This window comes from Fibrobacter sp. UBA2449, from assembly GCF_002342555.1.
GTDB lineage: Bacteria > Fibrobacterota > Fibrobacteria > Fibrobacterales > Fibrobacteraceae > Fibrobacter.
Window position 1 is genome coordinate 356,898 of the sequence record NZ_DDQF01000006.1, and the last position, 24,035, is coordinate 380,932.

At 52.7% G+C, this 24,035-nt stretch carries 25 protein-coding genes and 1 tRNA gene; 18 read left to right on the forward strand and 8 right to left on the reverse strand.

What is annotated here, in order from left to right; all coding sequences use genetic code 11:
• Positions 1-2: 2 nt before the first annotated feature.
• The 4 genes from B4B27_RS04940 to B4B27_RS04955 all read right to left on the reverse strand — a co-directional run bounded on the left by B4B27_RS04940 (position 3) and on the right by B4B27_RS04955 (position 3,921).
• Positions 3-1,259: a tyrosine-protein phosphatase gene (locus B4B27_RS04940; RefSeq protein ID WP_290724264.1), complete on the reverse strand. Its 1,257-nt coding sequence runs from the start codon at positions 1,257-1,259 to the stop codon at positions 3-5.
• 62 nt (positions 1,260-1,321) lie between these two features.
• Positions 1,322-2,002, reverse strand: coding sequence for an HAD family hydrolase (locus tag B4B27_RS04945; RefSeq protein ID WP_290724266.1), 681 nt, complete (start codon positions 2,000-2,002; stop codon positions 1,322-1,324).
• Positions 2,003-2,023: 21 nt separating this feature from the next.
• Entirely contained in the window at positions 2,024-2,191 is a 168-nt protein-coding gene (locus tag B4B27_RS04950; protein ID WP_290724268.1) for a hypothetical protein, read from the reverse strand.
• Between the two features lie 38 nt (positions 2,192-2,229).
• The gene (locus B4B27_RS04955; protein ID WP_290724270.1) at positions 2,230-3,921 is read right to left on the reverse strand and encodes a hypothetical protein; all 1,692 of its coding nucleotides are present in this window, start codon (positions 3,919-3,921) and stop codon (positions 2,230-2,232) included.
• Between the two features lie 302 nt (positions 3,922-4,223).
• Here B4B27_RS04955 and B4B27_RS04960 point away from each other — a divergent pair, with 302 nt between their 5' ends.
• From B4B27_RS04960 to B4B27_RS04970, 3 genes are all read left to right on the forward strand, one after another.
• Positions 4,224-4,472 carry a type II toxin-antitoxin system RelE/ParE family toxin gene (locus B4B27_RS04960; RefSeq protein WP_414654297.1) on the forward strand — a complete coding sequence of 83 codons (249 nt, stop codon included), beginning with the start codon at positions 4,224-4,226 and terminating at the stop codon, positions 4,470-4,472.
• Positions 4,473-4,483: 11 nt separating this feature from the next.
• Positions 4,484-5,494: a HigA family addiction module antitoxin gene (locus B4B27_RS04965; RefSeq protein WP_173380908.1), complete on the forward strand. Its 1,011-nt coding sequence runs from the start codon at positions 4,484-4,486 to the stop codon at positions 5,492-5,494.
• A gap of 211 nt (positions 5,495-5,705) precedes the next feature.
• Entirely contained in the window at positions 5,706-7,010 is a 1,305-nt protein-coding gene (locus tag B4B27_RS04970) for an ATP-binding protein (RefSeq protein ID WP_290724273.1), read from the forward strand.
• Between the two features lie 137 nt (positions 7,011-7,147).
• Here the strand turns inward: B4B27_RS04970 and B4B27_RS04975 are convergent, their stop codons facing one another.
• From B4B27_RS04975 to B4B27_RS04985, 3 genes are read right to left on the reverse strand one after another with little or no spacing between them, the layout of a single operon-like run.
• Complete coding sequence (locus B4B27_RS04975; RefSeq protein WP_290724275.1) at positions 7,148-7,417, reverse strand: type II toxin-antitoxin system RelB/DinJ family antitoxin; 270 nt, start codon at positions 7,415-7,417, stop codon at positions 7,148-7,150.
• Positions 7,410-8,390, reverse strand: coding sequence for a nuclease-related domain-containing protein (locus B4B27_RS04980; RefSeq protein ID WP_290724277.1), 981 nt, complete (start codon positions 8,388-8,390; stop codon positions 7,410-7,412). Before B4B27_RS04980 ends, B4B27_RS04975 begins: the two co-directional genes overlap by 8 nt.
• A 10-nt stretch (positions 8,391-8,400) precedes the next feature.
• Complete coding sequence (locus B4B27_RS04985; protein WP_290724279.1) at positions 8,401-9,669, reverse strand: PH domain-containing protein; 1,269 nt, start codon at positions 9,667-9,669, stop codon at positions 8,401-8,403.
• A 780-nt stretch (positions 9,670-10,449) separates the two neighbouring features.
• Between B4B27_RS04985 and miaB the strand changes: the two genes are divergently transcribed.
• From miaB to argS, 9 genes are all read left to right on the forward strand, one after another.
• The gene (gene miaB, locus B4B27_RS04990) at positions 10,450-11,772 is read left to right on the forward strand and encodes a tRNA (N6-isopentenyl adenosine(37)-C2)-methylthiotransferase MiaB (RefSeq protein WP_290724281.1); all 1,323 of its coding nucleotides are present in this window, start codon (positions 10,450-10,452) and stop codon (positions 11,770-11,772) included.
• A gap of 46 nt (positions 11,773-11,818) precedes the next feature.
• Positions 11,819-12,790: an SPOR domain-containing protein gene (locus tag B4B27_RS04995; RefSeq protein WP_290724283.1), complete on the forward strand. Its 972-nt coding sequence runs from the start codon at positions 11,819-11,821 to the stop codon at positions 12,788-12,790.
• A gap of 104 nt (positions 12,791-12,894) precedes the next feature.
• Positions 12,895-12,978, forward strand: a tRNA-Leu gene (locus B4B27_RS05000).
• A 53-nt stretch (positions 12,979-13,031) separates the two neighbouring features.
• Positions 13,032-13,727 carry a hypothetical protein gene (locus B4B27_RS05005; protein ID WP_290724285.1) on the forward strand — a complete coding sequence of 232 codons (696 nt, stop codon included), beginning with the start codon at positions 13,032-13,034 and terminating at the stop codon, positions 13,725-13,727.
• A 7-nt stretch (positions 13,728-13,734) separates the two neighbouring features.
• Positions 13,735-14,088 carry an aspartate 1-decarboxylase gene (gene panD / locus B4B27_RS05010; protein ID WP_173380904.1) on the forward strand — a complete coding sequence of 118 codons (354 nt, stop codon included), beginning with the start codon at positions 13,735-13,737 and terminating at the stop codon, positions 14,086-14,088.
• A gap of 38 nt (positions 14,089-14,126) precedes the next feature.
• A complete protein-coding gene (locus tag B4B27_RS05015; protein WP_290724288.1) occupies positions 14,127-14,669 on the forward strand; it encodes a hypothetical protein in 543 nt (180 codons plus the stop codon).
• On the forward strand, positions 14,669-15,079 hold the full coding sequence (locus B4B27_RS05020; protein ID WP_290724290.1) for a LytR C-terminal domain-containing protein: 411 nt from the start codon (positions 14,669-14,671) through the stop codon (positions 15,077-15,079). Before B4B27_RS05015 ends, B4B27_RS05020 begins: the two co-directional genes overlap by 1 nt.
• On the forward strand, positions 15,066-15,479 hold the full coding sequence (gene rsfS / locus B4B27_RS05025) for a ribosome silencing factor (protein ID WP_173380901.1): 414 nt from the start codon (positions 15,066-15,068) through the stop codon (positions 15,477-15,479). The genes B4B27_RS05020 and rsfS overlap by 14 nt, the downstream gene beginning before the upstream one ends.
• On the forward strand, positions 15,466-17,193 hold the full coding sequence (argS, locus tag B4B27_RS05030) for an arginine--tRNA ligase (protein WP_290724293.1): 1,728 nt from the start codon (positions 15,466-15,468) through the stop codon (positions 17,191-17,193). Before rsfS ends, argS begins: the two co-directional genes overlap by 14 nt.
• Positions 17,194-17,287: 94 nt before the next feature.
• Here argS and B4B27_RS05035 read toward each other — a convergent pair whose 3' ends face one another.
• A complete protein-coding gene (locus B4B27_RS05035; RefSeq protein ID WP_173380899.1) occupies positions 17,288-18,406 on the reverse strand; it encodes a fibrobacter succinogenes major paralogous domain-containing protein in 1,119 nt (372 codons plus the stop codon).
• 99 nt (positions 18,407-18,505) lie between these two features.
• On the opposite strand from B4B27_RS05035, the gene purU reads away from it, so the two are divergent.
• From purU to B4B27_RS05065, 6 genes are all read left to right on the forward strand, one after another.
• The gene (gene purU / locus B4B27_RS05040) at positions 18,506-19,351 is read left to right on the forward strand and encodes a formyltetrahydrofolate deformylase (RefSeq protein ID WP_173365942.1); all 846 of its coding nucleotides are present in this window, start codon (positions 18,506-18,508) and stop codon (positions 19,349-19,351) included.
• Positions 19,352-19,359: 8 nt separating this feature from the next.
• Positions 19,360-19,884, forward strand: coding sequence for a hypothetical protein (locus tag B4B27_RS05045; protein WP_173380898.1), 525 nt, complete (start codon positions 19,360-19,362; stop codon positions 19,882-19,884).
• A 10-nt stretch (positions 19,885-19,894) separates the two neighbouring features.
• Positions 19,895-20,566, forward strand: coding sequence for an orotate phosphoribosyltransferase (gene pyrE, locus B4B27_RS05050; protein ID WP_290724298.1), 672 nt, complete (start codon positions 19,895-19,897; stop codon positions 20,564-20,566).
• Between the two features lie 26 nt (positions 20,567-20,592).
• Positions 20,593-21,282 (forward strand): hypothetical protein, encoded by a 690-nt coding sequence (locus B4B27_RS05055; protein ID WP_290724300.1) that lies wholly within the window; start codon positions 20,593-20,595, stop codon positions 21,280-21,282.
• Between the two features lie 8 nt (positions 21,283-21,290).
• Entirely contained in the window at positions 21,291-22,544 is a 1,254-nt protein-coding gene (locus B4B27_RS05060; protein ID WP_290724302.1) for a hypothetical protein, read from the forward strand.
• Positions 22,545-22,638: 94 nt separating this feature from the next.
• Positions 22,639-24,030, forward strand: coding sequence for a DEAD/DEAH box helicase (locus tag B4B27_RS05065; protein ID WP_173380894.1), 1,392 nt, complete (start codon positions 22,639-22,641; stop codon positions 24,028-24,030).
• The last annotated feature ends 5 nt before the right edge of the window (positions 24,031-24,035 follow it).

Sequence of the window (24,035 nt, forward strand, 5' to 3'; positions counted from 1 at the left end):
TTTCACTTCAGCCGCGCCCTGAGCGAATCAATTTCGGCCTGTTCCAGGCCAAGCGAAAGCAGGTACTTCTCGGTGGCGGCCGCCAAATCAGCATTCTCGAAATCGGAGATGTCGACTCCCTCCACCTTATACGCATTCCGCATGAGCCTCACGATTATCGCCTGAATGAGTTCCGCCTGCTTCGCGGTCAAGGCAACCTGCCTGCCGCCACTCACGCTATAGAAATTCCTGTGCGTTGCAACGTAATCTGCCTTGATTTCTTCGGCGGTCGCTCCCATCAGGGCCTCTAGCACGGCTATCGAGAACCCGGTGCGGTCCATGCCGTACGTGCAGTGCCACAGGTACGGGCTATCATGCTCTATCATGTAACGGAGCCCCTTCACGAAGCCCTCCTTGAACGGCGTGTTCGCAAAGCCCGGCAGCACATCAAGGTAAACAACGTTCCGCGTCGCATAATAGGACTGCGCAAAGCCGTTGTACGATTCCGCATATTCCGCGCTATTTGCAAGATTCACGAAGGTCTTGACTCCCGCGACCGCCGCAAGTGAATCCGCATACTTGTTGCGCCCAATCGAGGGGTCCACCGGGCTTGACGAGCGGTAAAGCCGACCCTCGCCCATTCCCGTCGTACGCACCATCCTGAAGTTCGCAAAGTCCGCGATGGAAAGTTCCGGATACGCCTCAATGGAATAGGAAATTGCAAGTGAGTTCAAGTTTCCCAGATGTTCCGCATATCCGCCCTTCTCCTTCATCCGGATGGCAACTTCTATCGGGAATTCTGCACCTCGCCCGAGACCAATGACCTCCGCCATCTGTCCATAACGGGCTTCAAGCTTGAGATAATTCAGTCCCGAGGAAACATACAAAAAGAATTCGCCCGGAAACACATCGCCATAGCTCGCAACCACGGGAACGTCCAGCGTATCGTACCCAGGCACCATCACCGAAACAACGTCCCCGTAATCGAACTTGGTCAAGAACGAATCCGCGACAATATCGATATTCAACGACCCAAAGGCAAAAACCTCGAAGGTATCCGTTACCAGAGCAACAACCGACACGGTTTCCGAGGCATCTGAAAAACTCGAGAATTTTATTGAAGAACTTGACGAAACTACAAACGATGAACTCGAAAAGGTTTCTGACGAAGAATTTTCTTCCGAAACATCCGCAAAGGAACTATAAGAATTGCTACAGGCGACAAGGCCGAGAGCCATCACCAATACGAATGTCACGAGGCGTAAAAACTTATAGAGCATACCAAGCACAACTATACAATTTTTTACAAGGCTGTGCGAAGGCGCGCCCCAAAACAAGAGCGTCAACGCGTTAAAGAACAAAGTAATTCACACATTTCGGCGTAGCTTTCGACCACATTATCCGGGGCAAGCGGGAGCAGGTTCACCGGCTTTCCGAACCCGCAGAGGAGCGTAATGCAGTCGACTCCGGCATTGCGGGCGGCCAGAATGTCGGGCTGGTCGTCACCCACCATGACCGTTTCGGCGGGAGCGACACCCGCGGATTCCATGATTTTCAAGAGACCCGCGGGGCTAGGCTTGCGTTCGGGCGTGGTGTCGCCGCAGAGCACGAATTCAAAGCGGTCGCGGAGCCCAAAATGTTCCAGCAACTTGAATGTCGGGCGCTCCGGCTTGTTGGTGAGCATGGCCACACGGGCAGTCGTACTGCGCAAGAATTCAACAACGCCCGGATTCGGGAGCGTGCGTTCGGTGCAGTGTTCCCAGTAAAAATCCGAATAGACCTTGTGAACCATTTCGACTGTAACGCCCGTGCGGGCAATGATTTCCGGGAGGGCCGCCTCCCCCATACTCCGCTCGATCAGCTTCATGGAGCCGTTCCCGATAAAAGTCCGCACGCGCTGCTCGTCATGTTCCGGAAGCCCGAAATGGCGCAGCGCAAAATTCACCGCCACGGCAAGGTCGCCGAGGGTATTGAACAGCGTTCCGTCCAGGTCAAAAACGATCAGGGATTTCTTTTGGAGCATAGCGTGCCCAAATGTAGAAATTTACCGCAAGAATTCCATTTCGACAAGGAACCGGTAAAAGCAAAGCGCCGACACGCCCAAGATGAACACAAGCACGATTACGAACTGCACCGGATGCTCGCGAAAACTGTAATCCGCCTTGCCGTAAGAGAACTGCCCGCGGACAATCGCACTTATGAAAAGCGCCAAAAAGATTAATGCTAGCAGAAGGGACATGAAATTTCGCGTTAACGGGATTTCAATAGTAGCTTATTATTTTCTTGGAGGCCGTCGTTGTCGAAGCGGACGGTGGGATTCTTGCCGCTCTTGTAGGCTTCTTCGCTCTCGAAAAGGGAGAGCGCCACGGAAACGCCAGGCTGGGTTGCAAGATTTGCCTCGCCCACCGGAACATCGCCGCTAAACGAGAATTCCTGCGAAGAGCCGTCCTTGAACGTACCCTTGGGAATGCGGACGGTTTTGCCCAACTGCGCAATGGCCGTACCTGTGCTATCCACAAATTCAGCAACCAAATACACATCGAAGAAACAGGGCGCCACGCCGGTGTTCTTGACGGTGATATTCAAAGTGTTCGTCGCAACATTGCCTGTAGCGGTGTCGGCGGCCGTAACCGTCTGCAGTTCCGCCTGCGTCACGGTAAAGTTGTACCCGATAACTTTGCTCATGGAATCGGCCAGCGCCTTGTTGTCCTTGTAGAAATAGTAACCGCAGTCGTTGTCCTGGTCCAACACGTAGTAGGTCAGGTGCGCCGTGGTAATCGCATCCACCCAGCGTTCCGCGGTCCACTTCTGGGTGCCTCCGGGAATCAGGTCGTCATTGGCCAGCATCGTCCTGTAACCGGCGATATTCTCGGCGATAGTCGGGAGGTTCGCGTTGTATGCCCGCAGCAAGGTATCGGGCCTGCCGGGAATGCCGATGAACCCGTCGTCGCGCTTGGTAATGCCGAGGTCGAGCGCATGCGTATAGACATCGCCAAAACCGTTGGAAGGCAGCACCAGCTGGGTCTTCTTGAACACGGACGCATAATAGTCCAGCATATCCTTCAGCACCGAGTCGGCGGGCATCACGCTCCCCAACATGTGCGAGGTGTGCCATTCGCCCCATTCGCCAAAAGTGCGGACATCGATGTATTCGATACGCGGGTCGCCGTCGTATTTTTCGGCCAGGGCCTTCGCAAACTCCTTCGCCGCCCAGATATAGATGGAATCGTCCCAGACGGGAGCGTACGCATGGAAATCCGTCCCCCGCAAGTCAATCTGGATTTTCTTCGCACCCATCTCATAGACAAAGGGCGGAGTCCAGTCGTATTCTTCTTGGGGCGGGAAATCGCTCTTGATAAACGAAGGGGTGTACGGCAGCACGCGCAAGGCGTAAGTCATGTTGTGCTCGGCAAGTGCGTTCAGCAGTTTTTCCAGTTCCGTCCAGTCATAAACGCCCTTTGCGGGGTTCAGCTTGTTCCATTGCTGGTAACCGGAACCGTACGAAACCAGGTCCCACGCCCTGTTGTTCAAGGAACCGTAAGGGCCGTATTCGAATTCCGGAACAAACGTCCACGCGCCACCGGTCGGCACCGTGAATCCCTTGTGCGGGTTGGAAAGCGGCCCATCGAAACGCTTGAGCGTGTAAGTGATTTTGGTGGTGTCCGAGAATGTCGCAGAACCGGAGTCACCGCTGTTAGAGGATGTCATTCCGGCCCCTGAGCCGGAATCACCATTTACACTGCTAGACGAAATTTCTGCCAACGAACTCGACTGCAAAACAGACGAAGACTGCGCGGCATCCGAGGAACTCGATTCTTCAACCGTACTGCTTTCGCCACCCTCGGGGCCGGAACTGCTCCCGTCATCGCCACAAGCGACGAACAGCGCCGCCGCGGTCACCAGAAAGAACTTCCCAAGGAATTTGCTGAAGGGTTTCGCCATAATTTAAGTATAGCAAAAATATTTTTGCGAACATCGGGGCATTACAGAATTCCCTGCAACTCCAGAATGACTCCTAAGGAGGGCAGGGCTGTAGGCAGGTGGGTACCGTCCCCATTGGCTAGTATTATAATCAACTCAATCTGCGTATTTTAGAAAAACAAGACACCCCTTGCGTATCTCAAAAGTTTTTATTATATTAGAAAGCAGGACTTTTGATTAACGATGGAGGTTTCTTGAAAGTTGAGTTTAGAGATAAGGATTTGGAACTTTGTGCTAGGGACGACGCGTACGCAATACGGAGAATGGGCAAAAAACGAGCCGTATGCTACAGAGCTCGAATCAACGCTTTGAAGGCAGTTGAAAATTTTTCCGACTTGTCCCTATTTCCGGGGCACTTTCACGAACTTGTGGGCAACCGCAAGGGCCAATGGGCTTGCGATCTTGATCAACCGTATAGATTGATTATTTGGGGAGCAGAGCCGGACAAGGCTATTGTTTGGGCTGAAGTTACCGAGGCCGAAGTCGTAGAAATTGTAGATTATCATAAATAGAGAGGAATAATATGGCAGAAGAAAAAGAACTCATTTTGTGGGGGACAACATCTCCGGGCGAAGTCCTTGAAGAAAAACTTCAGGAGATGGGCGTAGACATCAACGATTTTGCAGTTCGAATCGGTTACACCCCCAAAACAATGAACGAACTGCTCAAAGCCAAGTGCAGGGTAACGGTAGAAATGGCCTACAGCCTTGAGCTTGGAACAGGGATTCCCCAGTATTGTTGGCTCAACCTTCAAAAACAGTACGACGAAGACCTTTGGCGTGAAAAAATCAAAGAATCCCTCAAGAAAAGAGTTGGTTGGCGCAAGTTCTTCCCTATCGGTGAACTCAATCCGCGCACATGGATCAAGGACTTCAACAACAAAGAAGACGGCGTGTCGCCCATCCTCAAGTTCTTCGGGGTGGCAAGCCCCAAGGCGTGGGAAAATTACTATTACAAGAACCGCCTGAAGGTGGCCTTCCGCATCTCGCTGGCCGAAACCGAAGACCCGTACGCGGCCTCCGTGTGGATGCGCCGCGGCGAAATCCTCGCCGACGAAATCAAGATGGAAAAGCAGAACGACAAGAAGGTGCGTTCCGCCATCAAGAAGGCAATGCCGCAATTTGTGGAACTGGCCAAAAACGACGTTGCCGCGTGGGAAGATTTACGCCGCAAGAAGGCCCTGCCCAAGCCGAAGGTGGGCGAAGATTTTATTGACGACGGCATGCACAAGTTGCAGGAACTGGGCGCAAAGCTCGGAATCAAGGTGCTCTACGCGCAGAACTTCAAGTCGGCACCCATTCACGGCATGGCCCGCTGGTACAAGGACATCCCCGTCATCCAGCTGCACGACCGTTTCAAGGACCGCAACGCGTTCTGGTTCACGTTCTTCCACGAGCTCGGCCACATCGTGCTCCACGGCAAGAAGGACATCTTCATCAAGAACGTCTATTACGGCAACAAGAACCAGCAAAAAGACGACGAGGCAAACGCATTCGCGCAAAAATACATGACGCAGGCAGGGCTAGAAGTCTAGGGAAAAATTCTCTGCTATTGGGCTCCGGTAGCGGAATTCCGTCTACAAGCCACGTTCGGACTCGAAATGCCGACTTTTGAAAGGGTCATGGAAGCCCCGAAACATCATGTCGGACTGCAATTCGTGCAAAAAAAGCAAGAATTTCACAAAAAGTCCTATGAAAAACGTAATTTCTGTTGCAAAAGTCCTATGACTTTTGTATATTAAAGGTATGGAACGCGAATTTTTAAAAGATTTGCTCACCTGGAAAAATAGCAAGCGCCGGAAGCCCCTGCTTCTGACGGGAGTTCGCCAATGCGGCAAGACCCATACCTTAAAGGAATTCGCCGCAAAATACTTCGATAACGTATGCTACATCAACTTTGAGTCTAGTGACAAGTTCGCTGCCATTTTCGATTATGACTTTGATGTAGAGAGGATTGTCAGGGAGCTTGAGCTGCTTACGCAAAGCAAAATTGAGGCCGGCAAGACTCTCCTGATTTTTGATGAAATCCAGGAAGCTCCGCGGGCAATTACTTCCTTGAAATATTTCTGCGAAAACATGCGGGAACTCCATGTGGCATGCGCGGGCTCCTTGCTCGGCGTAGCTCTCCGTCGCGAAAACATTTCCTTCCCTGTCGGGAAAGTCAACCGCATGCAGATGTTCCCGATGAACTTCAGGGAATTCTTGACCGCCTGCGGTAAAGAAAGATACATTGAACTCTTTGCAGATTGGCCTGTCGATCGGACAATTCCCGAAGTCTATGCAAAACCTATGGAACGCCTGCTGAAGGAATACCTTGTTGTAGGCGGAATGCCGGAAGCGGTGAAAGAATACGCAACCTCCAGGAATTTTGAAACCGTGGGAGAAATCCAGGATGAAATCCTTGCGGACTATGCGGACGATTTCTCGAAGCACGCTCCCGTAAATGAAATTGAAAAAATCCGCATGATATGGGATTCCGTGCCCAAGCAACTTGCCAAGGAAAACAACAAGTTCATGTTTTCGCATGTAAAGAACGGCAAAAGGGCACACGAGCTGGAGGCCGCGTTACAATGGCTTAAGAACGCCGGGCTTGTCCATTTGGTTGAGCTTGTGCAGAATGCAGAAGTTCCCTTGTCTGCAAATTCAGATGCGACGAATTTCAAGGTGTACCTTTCGGACATCGGCCTGCTGGGCCGCAGACTTTCGCTTGGCTACAAGGATATCTTGATGGACGATACGCCCAATACGAATAAGGGTGCCGTCACAGAAAACTATGTTCTGAACGAACTGCTCTGCATGCAAAAAGGCCCGTATTTCTGGCGCTCGGGGAACAGTGCGGAACTTGATTTCCTCTTTGAAAATGACGGGAAAATCGTTCCTGTCGAGGTCAAGGCGGCTACGAACACGCAAGCCAAAAGCTACAAGCAGTTCTGCAAGAAATTTGCACCGGCAAAGGGGTACAAACTTTCGCTCAAGAACATCGCCGTGAACGATTGTGAAGGATGCTCAACGGTAAGCCTGCCACTTTACTTGTTGTGGACGATTCGTTGACTTTGGAAGGGAGAAATCATCAAGTTCCTGATGATTTTTTCCGCATTGACTAGTTGCGCTCCGTTACTGATTTCGGAGATGACTTCAGAAAGTTTCGCGTATATGTTGTCTAAGGACGCGACCGTTACGAGCGTTATCTAAGCTTTTTTGCATTCTGACAATTCCTTGTACTTTTTCTTGACATCGGAAAGGACCATCGCGGCGGGGCGGGTGCGGCCTTTCAGCATGTCGTTGTAGCCCTTCTCGAGTTCCGCATCGAGGCGTTCTTTAGACCATTTGGCGGAGTTTTCTGGAGCCTTGGGCAACTTCACGTCGAAGGGAATTCCCTGTTGCAGAATAATCTGCTTGTAGAACATGTTGATGGCGCTGGAAACGGTGAAGCGCCACCCCCGCAGAAATCTAGACATTCTCTATGTATCTGCATTTGGGGAAACCGCTGCATCCGTAAAATTGATTTCCCGCCTTGTCTCCTTTTTTTGCAGTCCGTAAAATTAGAGGCTTTCCGCATTTAGGACAAATCTTTTCTGCAGTTGTTTCAGCGATCTTTTCATCTACAGAAGACGAACCGGCTTCAGAAACAGTTTCTTCCTGTTTCACGTTGTCATCTGCCTTGCAACCATTCAGGAGTTCTTCGTATTTTTTTGCATAATCAGATTTGCAGGGCTTACTACATTTGATGAAGGAATCCAGGAGTTCGTGCATTTCTTTTTCGGAAGATTTATATAGATCATCCTCTTCATCAATTCGCTTGATATACGAAACAAGTTGATCCGCTCGAATGACAATTTTACGAATGCTATCAGGCGCATTTTTGTCGTTTAAGATGGTCTTGGGATTGGCAAGCACCACGATGGAACGGTAAATTTGTGGAAAAAACTTTTCAAAAACGCCCTGCGTATAGAAATTGGTCTTGTATTCTTTGCGAATTTCCTTGATGACGTTCAAGTGTCTCTCGTTTTGCGAAACAGGAGATACAAAACCCACTTTGCGATAAAATTTTCCATGACCAATATGACGAATAAAATTACCCTTATCGTCGATTTCAATATTGCCATAAAGATTTTTGCATTCTATGATAAACGTATGCTTTCTCGTCATTACCAAAAAATCAATCTGCGCAGACAGCCCATTCTTTTCCAGGTATAGATCATGCATAATTAACATATCCATGCCACTGTTTCTTAGTTCATAGGCAATCTGTTTTTCACCGTACAATCCCGATTCAGCAGCACTAATTTGCTGTTCGATTTTATCTTTTACTTTACCAGAGGCTTTTGATGACAGGGCCTTCATTTTTTCAATAAAGGATTCGGCATCACTATTTTCCTTAATAAAGACAGGGCCGAACGATTTATAAAGCAAAGCATCTAATATAGACATATAAAACTCCTTATTTGTTCTTCTTTTTTACTGCCTTTACAATACATTTATCCGCACTATAAACATTAAGCGCCACCCCTCGTCCAATACAGTTGGCGGCTACAATATCTCCCTTACGAATATTTACTAGTTCTTTCGATTGACTTTTAGAAAAAGAAAGTTCCATATCTGTAATTTTACTTCCCAAATTGAAGATGTTTATCCCAAATCCCTCAAACTTTAAGGTATACCCGCCGAACATTCCTTCATCAACAGATTGCACTGAACCACCAATTGTAAAACGAGGTCCATCAAAACTCCGTTTTGCAGCGGCTTCATTTTGATTGTATGTATCCACAATTTCTCGTACACTAGCCAATTTTCCATTATCTTTTTTTCTAGAATCAATACAATCCATTATAAATCCGTAACCGCTGATTACAATTATCACCAAGTAGGCTAACCCAAGAATACCTTCTAATCCATTTGAAATTTCAGATGATTTGCGATTTCCAAAAAAAGAACCATCAAAAATATGAATCAAATCCACTAAAATCCAAATAGACAGGATAAAAGCAATCAAAGAAAATAAAACGTACCTATCATGCTGATATGATTGCCACATAAAAAAGCCCATAGAAGATTTAACTGCGCCGACAGCTTTATTTCCGTAAAGCCAATCGTGCCATCCAAACCAACCCAAAACAGCTGCAACTAAAGCGGCTGTTGTTTTATTGACTAGAGGAGTCTCTGCTATCGGAGGATGAACTTGATTATTTTCCTTCTCCAATTTTTCTTTAAGTTCTGAGATATCTGCATTCTCTTTTGGGGGAACAAAACCACTTTCTAATTTCTTTATCCATCGATTTCCGAGTGTAGCCATTACTTCAACGGCATTTTTATCGCAATTGTCCACTATTACAATTCTGCTACCTAAATCAATCATGACTTTCCCAAGTAAAAAGCCCTGTGATGCAGAAATCGCTTGAACATTTTTTAATCTAATGCTTTGTGTATCAACAGACGAGGTTAACATAGCCGCGTCAAGAAACAAGAATCTCTCCGACGTTAAAACAACAAGCCAGGTATTAACACCCCAATCAAAGGTGTTAGAAGTGACAGTCTGTTTCATCAAACCAGAAGCCATTGCGAAAACAATTTCATCTTGTTCCAAATATTTTTTCAATACGGATAATTCTTTTCGTGTTCCAACGGTGTCGTAATTAACACCATTGATTTCACAAATTCTTTTCCAATCTGATTTTTCCGTTGCGATTTTATACAGATTGTAATTTTGCATTTCAGGGCTCCTTCTAGCCCTTATGAATAATGCAATCGACAAAAAAGCGTGGTGTCGAATGCACTTACCGTCTTGAGGTAACGACCAAGAAACCTTTCACAAGATAAGTACAAACGACCCACGCCCATTTCTGGACGTGAGCGTTCACCTTATTCTCTTGTGAGGAAATTTTGGTCGTTTTCCAAGACGAGAATAAGAGCTAACTCTACGTTAAACTCGTCGCCCTTCACCTTGCGGTTCGGGGCTATGTCAATGAAAAATATACATAATTAGGAATGAAAAAGAGATGCCGAGTCAAGCCCAGCAAGAGAATTCGCACAAGCACGAATGGCGTTTTTCGCTTAAAAACACTACTTCTTCAACAATTCCCTTGAAAAAGTGTATTCAAACGCACAAAAGTGGGTTGAAAAAGTGCATTCAGGGGTGTTAGGGGGCGGAGCCACCTAGGAGAGAGGGTGACGGAAGACTTGCCCTAGATCCTGCTCCTACGAACCTAACTCAACTAAGGCTACAAGTAGCCAAGTTTCGTATATCGACTTCGCCCTACGGGCTTCGCTCAGGATGACACGCTCGTAGCTCAGGGTAATAGAAGGGCAAGGCTGCAGGCAGGGGGACACCTCCCCCTTTCAAATAAATGCGTGCATTTCCCTAACCACTAGCCACTAGCCACTAACCACTTTTTCTAAATGGCACGCTTCGCGTGCATTTAGTTCGGCTCGGACATGCTCGTTCAAGCAAGCTTGACTCGCGCGTCACTCGCCTTTTACTAAATTTACCCGCATGAAAAAATACCACTTGGCCACATACGGCTGCCAGATGAACGAGTACGACTCGGCGATGATTGCCCAGGAGCTCGACATGTGCGGTTGCGTCGAGACGAGCAACCAGGAAGATGCCGACTTTATCATCGTAAACACCTGCAGCGTACGCGAAAAGGCCGAGGAAACAGCCATCGCGAACATCAGCAAGCTCAAGTACCTGAAGAAGAAGAATCCCGACGTGAAGGTGGTCGTTTGCGGCTGCATGGCGAAGAATCGCGGGCCGGAACTTTTGAAGAGGCTCCCGAACGTGAGCTACATCGTGGGGCCGGACCAGTACAAGAAAATTCCGGAACTGCTGCTAGGCGATGCCAAAAGCCCCTTGCACCTGACGCACCACAAGATGTTCATCGACGAGGACCTGAGCGAGAACTACCTGGGCGAATACGCGAAGCTCCAGAACGACTTCACCACCTTCGTCGCCATCCAGCGCGGGTGCAACAAGCGCTGCAGTTACTGTATTGTGCCGTATCTTCGCGGGCCAGAAAAATACCGCGACATGGAAGATGTTCTTGCCGAAGTCCGCAAGGCGGCCGACAAGGGCATTTCCGAGGTGACGCTGCTGGGCCAGACGGTGAATGCCTACAAGACGGAAGGCGGCAATTTTGCCGACCTGCTCACGAAGGTTTCTGAAATCGGGGGCATCCGCCGCATCCGCTTTACGAGCCCGCACCCGAGGCATTACACGAACGAGCTCATCGACGTGCTGCTGAACAACCCGAAGGTCTGCCACTACGCGCACATCCCCATCCAGAGCGGCTCCGACGCGATGCTCAAGAAGATGCGCCGCCAGCACAACATGGAGCAGTACCTCTCGATTATCGAACAGCTGCGGAGCCACGACCCGTTCTACGGGATTTCGACGGACGTGATTTGCGGATTCGTGGGCGAAACGGAAGAGGACTTCGAGCAGACGCTCAAGGCATTTGAACAGTGCCAGTTCGACAGCGCCTTCATGTTCATCTACAGCCCGCGCAAGGGCACGGAATCGTACAAGGAAGCGGAGACGCTCACCGAGGCTGAAAAGAACGAGCGCCACACGCGCCTGGTGGAACTGCAGAACGCCATCACGCTCAAGCGTAACCAGATGATGCTCGGCCGCACCGAGGAACTGCTGGTGGAAAAGAACTCCGTGCGCGACGAAACGGAACTGCGGGGCCGCACCGACAACTTCAAGAAGGTGGTGTTCAAACCGGAAGAAGGCCGCATCGTAAAGCCCGGCGACTACGTGAAGGTGAAGCTGGACGACATCCGCGGGTGGACAATCCGCGGGACGCTGGTGTGAAGTGTGGGGTGTGAAGTGTGGGGTGTGGAATGAAAGGTTTAAGGTAATGAAGATGAAGTTTTGGAATGTTCGCGGGTTTGCCGCTATTTTGTTCTTGATTTGCAGTACAAGCGCGTTCGCACAGCCTGAAGCACAGCCCACGGCACAGGCAACCACCCCGTCCATCGCCGATGCACAGAAGGCCTACGTGGCCGGCAAGTGGAAAGACGCCGCGACCGCCTACGAGGCTGCGTGCCCCAGGGAACCTGATTCGGTACGCGCCGAATGCTACCTGTGGAATGTCCTTGCCCTTTCGCAGACCGGAAACGCGAAGGACTTTTCCAAGGCGGGCAAGCGCCTCGACAGCCTCATCGGCCAGACCAACCCCCAGCACAAGGTATATGCCGACCTCATGATGACCAAGGCTCAGTTCCAGCTGTACATGGGCAGGCACGCCAAGGCTGCCGAAGCCTTGATCCACGCGATCGAGACGTCGCAACCGCACCAGGTCGTCGTCCTCAAAAAGATTTGTGCCGCCGTGCAGCCCAAGGTCAAACAGCAGGCACTGAACGAAGCCTGCGCCCGACTCGACGAGCCGCAACCGGCCGCCACAGTCCCGGATACGGCCAAACCCGCTCCAGCAGCAACGGACAGCGTCAAGGACCCGCTTCAAAGTCCAACGCAGCCTCCCGAACCGCCGAAACCCGTCGCAGCAGCAGATTCCGCTCCGGCACCGGAGGTCAAGCCTGCACCGGAGGTCCAACCCGAAACAATAGTTCCCGATAAAGCTCCAAGCGCGGCTACCGAATCCTGGATTTTGCAACTCGGTGCCTTCGGCGTGAAATCCAACGCGGATTTGCTGGTCAGCAACCTCAAAAAACGCGGCATCGCGGCCACTATCGAAGAACGCGCCGGAGAGACGAAAACGCTCTACCTCGTGCAGACGGGGCCCTTCGAAACCAAGGAAAAGGCTGTTGATTTCGGTGCAAAGAAACTCGCGCCGATCAACGTGGAATTCAGGGCAATTCTGAAAAAATAGGATCGGGCAGGCCCTTCGGACCCCTAAAATTTGTTCAAATTTCGTATTTTTGCGCATTTTCCCTACAAAAAAACATAAAATGTTCTATATTTAGGACACCCCAAGCCGGGGTGGTGAAATTGGTAGACGCGCCGGACTCAAAATCCGGTACTCGCGAGAGTGTGAGGGTTCGATTCCCTCCCCCGGCATATAGGATAGGAGTAAAAGCCTAATGTCTTTTTGGAGCAAGATTGGATTAATAATGTTCCTCGCATGCGCGATGTCCTTCGCGCAGTTTGACGACGAACCGTCTGGCGACGAGTCAACGGAACAGTCTTACTCTTACGGTGACGATAATTCATCCGACGATGGCGCATCGGTCGGCGAGGCAACCGCCTCCGGCGACCAGTGGGAAGGTTTCCGCTACGAAGACCTCGGGCTCACCCAGTGGGAATTCCAGCAGGCAAAAGAAGAAGGCATTTCGAGGGACAAGCTCACCAGGCTCGTGGAGCTTGGCGTCCGCATTTCCGAATACCTCCAGAAACCGTGGAACAAACTCGGCGTTTCCGAAGAAGACTGGCTCGCCCAGCGTTCGCAGGGAATGGAAGATGCAGACATCGACCGTTCCTACAGAAACAGGTCTGGCAACCAGGGTGCCGCCTACCTCTCCCTACTCCTCCCCAGCTACTATCAGTGGAAGATGGACCAGTCCACAAAGGCTATCTGGATTGACGTGCTCTGGGTCGCAAGCGTGGGAGCAACGACTTACCTCGCCGTAAGCGGCAACAACGCATGGTGGTACGGCCTTATCGTCGTGGCCGGCGCCCACATCTGGTCGTTCGCCGACGCATTCTTCGGTACCCAGTGGGACAGCAACCCCGATGCAAACCGATTCAGCTACGGCGTTCTCCCGACCCCGGAAAAGGGTGTCCTGGGATTCTTCAATGTAAAGTTCTAAGCGCATCATGCAGCTGGAATTACTCAAAAGCAAAATTCACCGCGCTACCGTAACCGACGCAAACCTCAACTACGAGGGCTCGATTACGATTGCCCGCGATTTGATGGACGCCGCAAACATCCTCCCCTTCGAAAAGGTGGGCGTGCTCGACGTGAACAACGGCAGCCGCCTCGACACCTACGTCATCGAAGGCCCGGCCGGTTCCGGAGTCATCTGCCTGAACGGGGCTGCAGCCCGCCTCGTGCAGCCCGGCGACCTCGTGATTATTGTCGCCTACGCGACCATGAGCGAAGAAGAGGCCAAGTCGTGGAAGCCGACCGTCATCCACGTGAACGCAAAGAACGAAATCACGAACAAGTAGCCCGGATCGACATCGTCCGAGATACTTATATTTCCAGCATGCGGTTTACCCTTCTATCTGTAGCAATCCTTGCGGCCTTCGCGTTTTCTGCGGAGCCCGTCCCAAGCGATTCGCTCTCCGCAAGCGACTCCGCCGTTGTAACACCCGCATTCGACGGCATTCCCTGGAACCACTCGTCTTTTCCCCGTGAAAGGCTACTCCGCAGGACATCCATCGACCCGGCCCTGAGCGCCGCATTTTCGTACTCCGTGAGTTTCATGGGCGGGTCCTATGGCACGTTCGCGCAACAGAGCTATCTAGCGCACCTCGCATACGAATTCGACCCCAGCCTGCACCTCTACGCCGATTTCGGACTCTGGATGCCGCTCTATGCGAACTTCCGCGCGGGAGCGCCCATACCCAAGGAAAACGTCAAGCAGGGGAAAGTTGAATTCATCCTGCCCGCAATCGCCCTGGAATACAAGCCGACAGACAATTCCTACATCAGGCTCATGCTCGTAAACGAGAACGACGCAATCAAGGCTTACGGACCGTTCCGTTATCCCTCGTGCTACTGGAGAAATTCTATTTTTTGCCGTTGATGAAGAACAGCCCCGTAGCCATAGCCCTCCTGCTTGCGACATTCGTCCTCTCCGCCTGTGAAGAAGAGAAGGTTGTCGTCAAGGAGAAGCGCACCTACAAGGGCGACATTGAGGTGTTGAACAGTTGCGGAGAACCAGGGGCTGCAGCCAAAATGCGAACTTTCTTACGCGAAAATGGATTCGACGTGGTGAGCTTCGGGAACGACATGTTGCAGAACTACGAGGAAACCATCCTTGTGCTCCGGAATCCGGAATGGGAAGGCGCAAAAGCTCTGGCCCAGACGCTCCAGACAAAAAACGTTCTTACCATCGTAAGCAAGCGTGCCTATGTCGACGCAGCCGTTTATATAGGAAAAGATTTTCATAAAATCATAGAACCCGAACAGGGAGAAACAGATGACAACGAATAAGCAAGAACTTCCAGAGTCCGTAAAAATCGGTGCCAGCATTTTATTTGAGCTGCGCGCCCAGAACGTGCAGCTGATTGACCTGCGCGGCATCAAGGATGTCACGGATTATTTCCTCGTGGCAACCTGCGAAAGCGAAGCCCAGATGCAAGCGATTCTGAACGAGCTCCGCAAGGAATTCAAGGCGAACAAGCTCCCGTCCGTGGGCGTGGAATACAAGGAAGGCGTGCGCTGGGCAGTGTTCGATGCGGGCCTCGACCTGATGGTCCACCTGTTCGAAGAAGAAAAGCGTAACGAGATTTCGCTAGACCGTCTCTATGCCGACGGCAAGATTGTGGAACTCGATGAAAATGACTTTGTAAAGACAACCGACAAGAAGGCCGACGACAATGAACTCGTTTGAGCAAGAAATCGCAGAAGCGCTCGCCGCCACCGGCTCCTTCGAGAAGGAAGCCGCACTCAAGCTTATCTCCGTGCCGCCTGACACCAGCCACGGAAACTTCACCATCCCCTGCTTTTCACTCGCGAAGGTGATGCGCAAGGCCCCGAAGATGATTGCGGAAGATTTGGCCGCACAGGTGAAACTCCCCGCAGGCCTTTCGAAGGTGGAAGCCGTGAACGGCTACCTGAACTTCTTCATCGACCGCGGATTCCTCGCAAAATCTACTCTCGAAGAAATCGCTGCGAAGGGCCTGGAATACGGTCACGCCGCACCCAACGGGAAGGTCGTCTGCATCGACTTCAGCTCCCCGAACATCGGTAAGGAACTTGCCTTCCACCATCTGCGCTCCACGATGATTGGAAACTCGCTTTCCCGCATCTACAAGGCAGCCGGCTACAAGGTGGAACGCATCAACCACCTCGGTGACTGGGGAACCGCATTCGGCAAGCTTATCGTGATGTACCTGCGCGAAAACCGTCCCACCGACGACGCCACGCTCGATAGCCTCACCGTGAAGGAGCTCAACATCCTTTACGCCGCATTCTCCAAGGCATCTAAGGAAGAGCCGGGTCTCGAAGACGAAGCACGCGCCGCATTCACTAAGCTCGAACAGGGCGACGAATTCTACCGCAAGCTCTGGACAGCCTTCCGCGCCGCAACGCTGAAGGAACTTATGCGCATCTACGACATGATGGGCGTGGGCTTTGACCACTACACTGGCGAATCCTTCTTCGAAGACAAGATTCCCGCCATTCTCGACGAACTCCGCGAAAAGAACCTGATGGTCAAGAGCCAGGATTTGGACGTGGTGATGCTCGACGAATTCGACCTGAACCCCTGCCTTATCCGCAAGAGCGACGGTTCTACCTTGTACGCAACCCGCGACCTCGCTGCCGCCTGCTACCGCAAGAAGGAATACAACTTCGACAAATGCCTTTACGTGGTGGACCTCGGACAGGCGCTCCACTTCAAGCAGGTGTTCCACGTTTTGAAGAAGATGGGACGCGAATGGTACAAGGACATGTACCACATTCCGTTCGGCGTGATTCTGCAACTGGTGGACGGCAAGTGGGAAAAGGGCAAGACCCGCACGGGTACCGCAAGCCTGTTGCGCGATGTGATTGAAGCCGCCCAGAAGAAGATTCTCGAATTCATTGACGAGAAGAATCCGGGCCTCGAGAATAAGGAACTGATTGCCCGCCAGATCGGCATTAGCGCCCTTACCTTCAACGACCTCAAGAACAGCCGCCTGAAGGATGTGCGCTTTGACTGGGACGCCGTGATGAGCTTCGAAGGCGATACGGGTCCGTATGTGCAGAACGCCCACGTGCGCCTGTGCAGCATCATGCGCAAGGCCGGCATTGAACGCGCGGACCTCGCCGCCGCAATCAAGGACGTGAACTTCGCCGAACTCAGCGACGATGCGGCCTACAGCCTCATCAACATCCTGTCGAAGAAGGGCAAGAAGATTCTGGATGCTGTCGCCGGTGACGAACCGAGCGTGCTCGCCCAGTACGCCTTGGAAATCGCAGAAGCCGCCCACAAGTTCATCCACGAAGACCGCGTGCTTGGCTCCGCCGAAGAAAAGTCCCGCCTGTTCCTGGTTCAGGCAACACAGATTGTGCTCGAGAACGTGCTCGACCTGCTGGGACTCTTCCCGATCCGCCAGATGTAAAAAAAAACGCAAGCCCTTCGGGCTTGTGTTTTTTTCAATTGAGAATTGATGATTGAGAATTAATAATTATCAATTATACATTATCAATCATCAATCAATTTCCGTTGATGCAGCGAACGGAGTAGGCGTTGTTCTTTGCGTTGTTCGGCACGAGCTGTCGCACCATCTGATCGCTCATGCGGCCCATGGACCAGAGCCAGATGGTTTCGTTCCTGCCGTTTTGTGCGGACCAGAATCCGGCATACTCGCCCATTTCCTCGTAGCGGACCATGGTCTTGCCAAGCACCTTGCGGTAGCCCGAAGAATAGACGGAGAAGCCGTATTCGTCCGTGCCACCACCACCGTGCCAGCCAGTAGTAGCCTTCATCTTCTCGGCGAACTTGCCACATTTGTCTACACCTTCGTAGCACTTGGTAAGCCCAACGAGCATGTCCATCCATTCGCGGTCACGCGGCAAATGCCAGCCTTCAGGACAAGCCTTCCGGGCTCCTTCCAAATCGTAGAGACGACCGCTGCGCAAGCAATAGTTATCCTTGTCCTCGTAGCACCAGGAATGCCCTTCGACGTTGTAGTTCACGTTCTGGGCGAACCATTCACGGCCTTCCACCTTGATGGTGCGGTACACCTGGCCATCGCGCGGATCGGTAAAGGCGCTGGATACGCTGCGGATGTCGGCATGGTGCTGCTGTTCCGCCTTGCGGAATTCTGCAAGGCGTTCGCGCTTGTACTTTTCGCGGCCTTCAAGGTTTGCCGCCCAGTATTCCTGCGCCTTCGGGTTCGTGAACTTTATTCGCAAGTCCCCGACAGCGTAAGTGTCGTCGCCACAGGCGAGGTCCACGCCGGCGATATTCACAATCTGTTCTTCCTTGCCGAATGTCATGGGCTTGTTGAAGTACGAGATCCAAGCCTCTTTCGACATATTGCACTTGTTGTAGAAGTTTTCTTTCTCGATCTTTTCGGCCGGGACCGTCATGTTTCCCGAAACAGAAAAGGCGAATTTTCCGTCGTTTACCTTAAAGGATACCGGCTGGACTTCTTTATAGTGGGTGTACTTGCCCAGACGGATATTCCCTTCAATTTTTACCGAAGTGTAATCGCCTTCGCCCTCCGCATTGAAAATCGAATCCCACGTTTTCGGGGGAACAGCCTCGGAGAGAGTCCAGAGGCAAAGAGCGGATGCAATGATGACAAATCTTGATTTGGAACAGAACATTTCCTGCCTTCTTTGCTTATGTTGCACAACGTATTGAATGTTAGCTTTTTTTGCGGAAATCCACAAGGCGCCCTTTTTACAATTAACTACATTTTACATATGGCTATGACCCGTTACATTTTGCAAATTCACTGCCCCGACCAAAAGGGGCTTATCGCCGGGACCACCCAGGTTCTCGCCAAAGCAGGCGCCAATATCATCGACCTGCAACAGCATACGGCGAAAGATATCGAGACCTTTTTCCTCCGAGCCGTTTTTGAACTGGAAGCTGGCGACATCAGCGAAGTCAACAAGCACCTCGAAACGCTCGCCCCGCACCTCCAGCTGAACTGGAAGCTGTTCGACACCTCCAAGACCGAACGCGTGGCCATTTTCGTCTCGAAGACGGACCACTGCCTCTACGACCTCTTGCTCAAGAGACGCGACGGAGACCTCCCCTGCGAATTCAGCTGCATCGTCGGGAACCACCCCGACTTAGGTCCCGTGGGCGGCACTTTCGGAGTCCCGTTCTACTACGTGCCGTCGAACCCGGACAAGAGCATTCCCGAGAACCGTTTCCGCGAAATCATCGAGGAGACGAAGACCGACACCATCGTGCTCGCCCGCTACATGCAGATTCTGAGCGAGGCTTTTACCGAGGAATTCAAGTACAGGATTATCAACATCCACCACGGGTTCCTCCCCGCATTCAAGGGGGCAAAGCCCTACCACCAGGCATGGCACAAGGGCGTGAAGATTATCGGCGCCACGGCGCATTTTGCCACCGAGGACTTGGACCAGGGGCCCATCATCTGCCAGGATATCCAGCGCGTGCCCGAAACGGCAAGCATCGACGAACTGGTGGAACTTGGAAAGGACATCGAGAAGCGGACGCTTTCTGCCGCCCTCAAACTCTGGCTTGAACACCGCGTTTTCGTCTACGCCGGAAGAACCTTTATCCTGTAGGAGTTAACATGAACGAAGAAAACCTGAACGAGAACAAGGAAACCACCGAGGCTCCCGCAGTCGAAGCCGCCGAAGCCACGAACGCTGCCCCCGCAACAAACGATACGACAGCTGCCGAAGCAGCCCCGGAAGAAGCTGCCCAACAGGAAACCGTCGCCGAAGCCCCGAAGCCGGAAAGCGAGGAACCGCAGATTATCATCCAGAAGGAACGCGGGTTCGCGCACTACGTGGGATTCGCCCTCCTCTGCGTGCTGTGCATCGCCTTCTTCTTCATCCCGGGCATTGCCCTTACCTTCGGTGTGAGCAGACTCGTCCCCCTGCCGGGAGCAGCCGCCTGGATATTCAGCGCCATCCTGAGCTTTGTCCTCTGGCTCATCTTCAAGCTCAAGATCAAGGGATTCAAGAAGTCTTTCTACTTCTACATCGGGCTCTGCGTGGTGGTGTTCGCCATCCTCATCGCCATCGAAGTCCTGACCGAGAAGGTCGCCGTATTCTCCAGCATTGCAGCCCTCCTCCTGGGCGGTGCCGCATAAGGATTTTCCTATGAACATCAAAGACCAGTTTGTCCATTTTCTCGTTGAAGCGGGCGCGCTCAAGTTCGGAAACTTCGTCACCAAGAGCGGCCGCGAAACCCCGTATTTCATCAACACCGGGGAGTTCCGCACCGGAGCTACACTTTCGAAGCTTGCCGAATACTACGCAAGCACCTACATGGTCCACTTCAACGGCAAGGCCCAGAACCTCTACGGCCCGGCCTACAAGGGAATCCCGCTCTGCGCCGCTACCGCGATGAAACTCAGCGACGTGTACGCCCAGAACCTCACCTTCACCTACAACCGCAAGGAGGCGAAGGACCACGGCGAAGGCGGCATGCTCGTCGGCTACAAGTACACCGAGAAGACGAACGTCGTGATTATCGAGGACGTGATTACCGCAGGCACCAGCGTGAACGAGACGATGCAGGCGCTCTCAAAAATCGAGAACGCGAATGTCATCGGGCTTCTCATTTCCGTCGACCGCAAGGAAAAGCTCGACAACGGCAAGTCCGCGCTCCAGACGGTGCAGGACGAATACGGAATCGAGGCCCACTCCATCGTGAACATCAACGATATCATCGCATTCCTCGAAAGCGAAGAGAACCGCAAGGCGATCAACGCCCCCGAAGGAATCCTCGAAAAGGTTTACGCCTACCGCGAAAAGTGGGGCGCCAACTAGGGCCAGCCTTCCATTGAGGGAGTGACGTGTTTAGGAAGCTTGCCACACTGTGCATCGCCGTGTGCGCCCTTGTCGGGTGCGGCCCGTCGTACCATTGGAGCAAGTCGCATCCGCTATACAAGCAGCCCCCCTACAGCGCGCTTTCCATCAGCGGCACGCAGAACGCATTCGTGCTGACGCGGTCCAAGTGGTTCGCCAAGAAACTGGAAATCGCTCCCGAGAGTGCGCAGGTGCAGGTGACATCGTTCTGCGAACGCGCCTTCCTCGATGAAATGCGCAGGGCATACCCGGCGCTCAAGGACGTTCCCGACGCGACCATAAACGCATTCCCCGAAGAGAGCCAGAAGCTCGACGACCGTATCTTCATCAAGGGACACTTCCCGGAACAGGGCATCGCCGTCAAGAATGCCGACGGTTCGACCCCGGCCCTTGTACTCATCATCCACGAGTTCATCATCGGAACCGACCTGAAGCGCGAACTCTACTACGACTACGACCTCATCCACAAGGAAAACGAGGAGAAACCGACCTCCAAGAACCTGAGCGCCATATTCTCGTACACGCTCTGGGACAACGAAAGGCAGCGTCCGCTGTTTAGCGCCGTTGAAGAAATCCAGCAGCCCATCGTAAAGCTCTCGATGGACGACATGAAATCACTCATCGCCACCGCAGCACGCAAGATTCGCATAAGCCTCTACGAGGGGGTGCAGAAATGAAGCGGGCCATGGCATTCATCCTAGCACTCCTTGCCCTCGCCGCCACGAGCCTCGCGAAGGACGTGTACTTCAACAAGCACCCGGTGCTGTGGGAAAACGCGGACATCCTCATCTGGACTCCCGATGCGCAGAGCCCTGTCGACCCCCGTGAACTCTGCCTCTCGCTCAAGCGCAACAACTCCGGCGCAGGCGAACCCAAGTGCAGGCTTTTCGGGGAATGGGAACGAGACTCCGTCGCCATGCACTACGCTCGATGGTTGCAGAAGAACATGGATCCCGCCCTCGACGAGGAATACCTGCACATCCGCCACCCCGCCCTCATGGCCAAGGTGCAAAGTCTTGAAGACAATATCGTGCTCTACCTGGCCGAAAGCGGGGACAACATCAACGTCGCCATTTTCGACGAGACTTCGACAAACCCGAAAGTCGCGGGGTCGATTGCCAAGAATGCAGACAAGGTAGCACTCGCCGACAAAATCGCAAGCACATTCTTTTCGGGAAAGACCAAACGAAGGCTCTCGAAGGAAGAGCGCCAAAAATTGCAGGACGAGCCCGACGACCTTTACCAGGAAGTTCCCAAGCTCCGGGCCTGGGCCGGAGTAGCGTTCGGATATTCGCAGGCACATATTCCGCTTACGCCCTACACCTGGTACAAGAGCCACGTCGAAAGCGAAGTGCGCAACTACCGCATCACGAAGGATTCGGTAAGCCTCTGGAATTTTATCGATGATTCCGACCCGTTGCTCAACGCCTATCTCGGCGGCATCTGGTACGGGTTCATCGGCCTCGAACTCCAGTACCGTTTCGCAAAGCACAGGGTAAAGACCGATGACGACGACCCCGTCTACGACGAGCTCGACCACTGGGACTTTTACCAGCACGAAATCGGCCTCAACGCGCTGTTCTCTAGGACCTACAATATCAAGAGCTGGCTCGACATCAGCCTCCTCCTCATTCTCGGATTCCAGTACAGCTTCTTTGTCGAGGATATCGCGCTCAACGACGACGTGAAGGAACCCTCGCGCGCCTACAAGGTCCGTATCCGCTTCGAGGAAGCCTACAAGGGAGGCGTCATCGGCGGAGCAGCCCAGTTCGTTTTCAAGAAGCACTATGGCATAGGAATCCGCACCGGGATTTCGACACGCGGACGCGACATGTACGTGGATCCGACCCCCGAAGCGGCGGCGGCGCCCACGATTATCGGAGGCTCCACCATCGACTGGTTCGTCGGCCTCGGACTCGAATACCACTGGAGTCTGTAACGATACAAACTTCGGCGAACATAGTTCGCCTCGCGCTTACGCACGCGCAAGCGGTGAACGTCCCATGTAGAATTTTTCTATCTTTGTGCCCACTATGAGCGAAGAAATACAAGAAGAAAAGAAAGAAGAAGTCAATCCGTTCCTTACGCCGGTCAATATCATCGAGCCCAAGAACAAGCTCCCCGACTACACATTCGACATGCTTCCCGATGAACAGAAAAAAGTTCTGGCGAAGCACGGCTGGACGCAGCTCATGCCCGTCCAAAAGAAGACCATCCCCTACATGCTTGCCGCCCGCGACATGCTGGTGCAGTCCAAGACCGGTTCGGGCAAGACCGGCGCCTACGTGCTCCCGCTCCTGCAGGTCATCGTCCGCGACCACATCTACCCGCAGGCGCTGATCCTCGTACCCACCCGCGAACTCTGCATCCAGGTAGAAGACGAAATCGAGAAACTCTCCGAAGGCACGGGCATCCGCTCGGTCGCCATTTTCGGCGGTGTCAGCTACGAACCGCAGCTGAAAGCTCTCAGGAACGGGGTCCACATCATCGTCGCGACTCCGGGACGCCTCATGGACCACGTGCAGCGCGGCAACGTCGATTTCCTCGACATCCGCGACCTGATTCTCGATGAAGCGGACGAAATGCTCTCGATGGGATTCTACCCCGACATGCAGAAGATTCGCCGCTACCTGCCCAAGGCAATCTCGTGCACGATGTTCAGTGCGACGATTCCGCAGACGGTGAAGAGCCTCGCCCGCGAATTCCAGCGTCCGAGTGCCGAATTTCTCTCGCTCAGCTACGACAAAGTCATCGCGAACAACCTCGAGCACTACTGGTACCCCTGCGACGTGATGGACAAGGATTCCATGACCATCAAGGTGCTCGAATACTACAATCCCGACAGTTGCATGATTTTCTGCAACAAGAAGAGCGACGTAAGCTACCTCGAACAGGTGCTTTCGGGCTATGGATTCAAGGTGGGGGCTCTCAGCGGTGACGTGGCACAGGCCATGCGCGAGAAGACGCTCAACGCTTTCCGCGAAAAGAAGCTCCGCATCCTCATCTGCACCGACGTTGCCGCCCGCGGCATCGACGTGGACCACGTGACCCACGTGATTGTCTACGACCACCCGGCCGACCACGAAGTGTACGTGCACCGTAGCGGGCGCACCGCCCGTGCGGGCAGGAGTGGCCTCTGCATCTCGCTCATCACGCCTGTCGAAGAAATCGAAATCCGGCAGACCGCGGCGGACTTCGGCATCAACTTCATCAAGAAAGAAATCCCGTCCAACGAAGACATTGCAAGGCGCGTCAGCGACCGCGCGCGCACCTCGCTGGAACAGGAACGCAGGCACTTCGGCGGCCAGAAGGCGACCGAACGCATCAGCCGCATGCTCCCGCTCGTGAAAGATTTGGCAAACGGCCCCGTCGAAGACCAGATGCTTCTAGCCTACCTCGTCGACCGCTACATTTGGAAAAATTAAGTTAG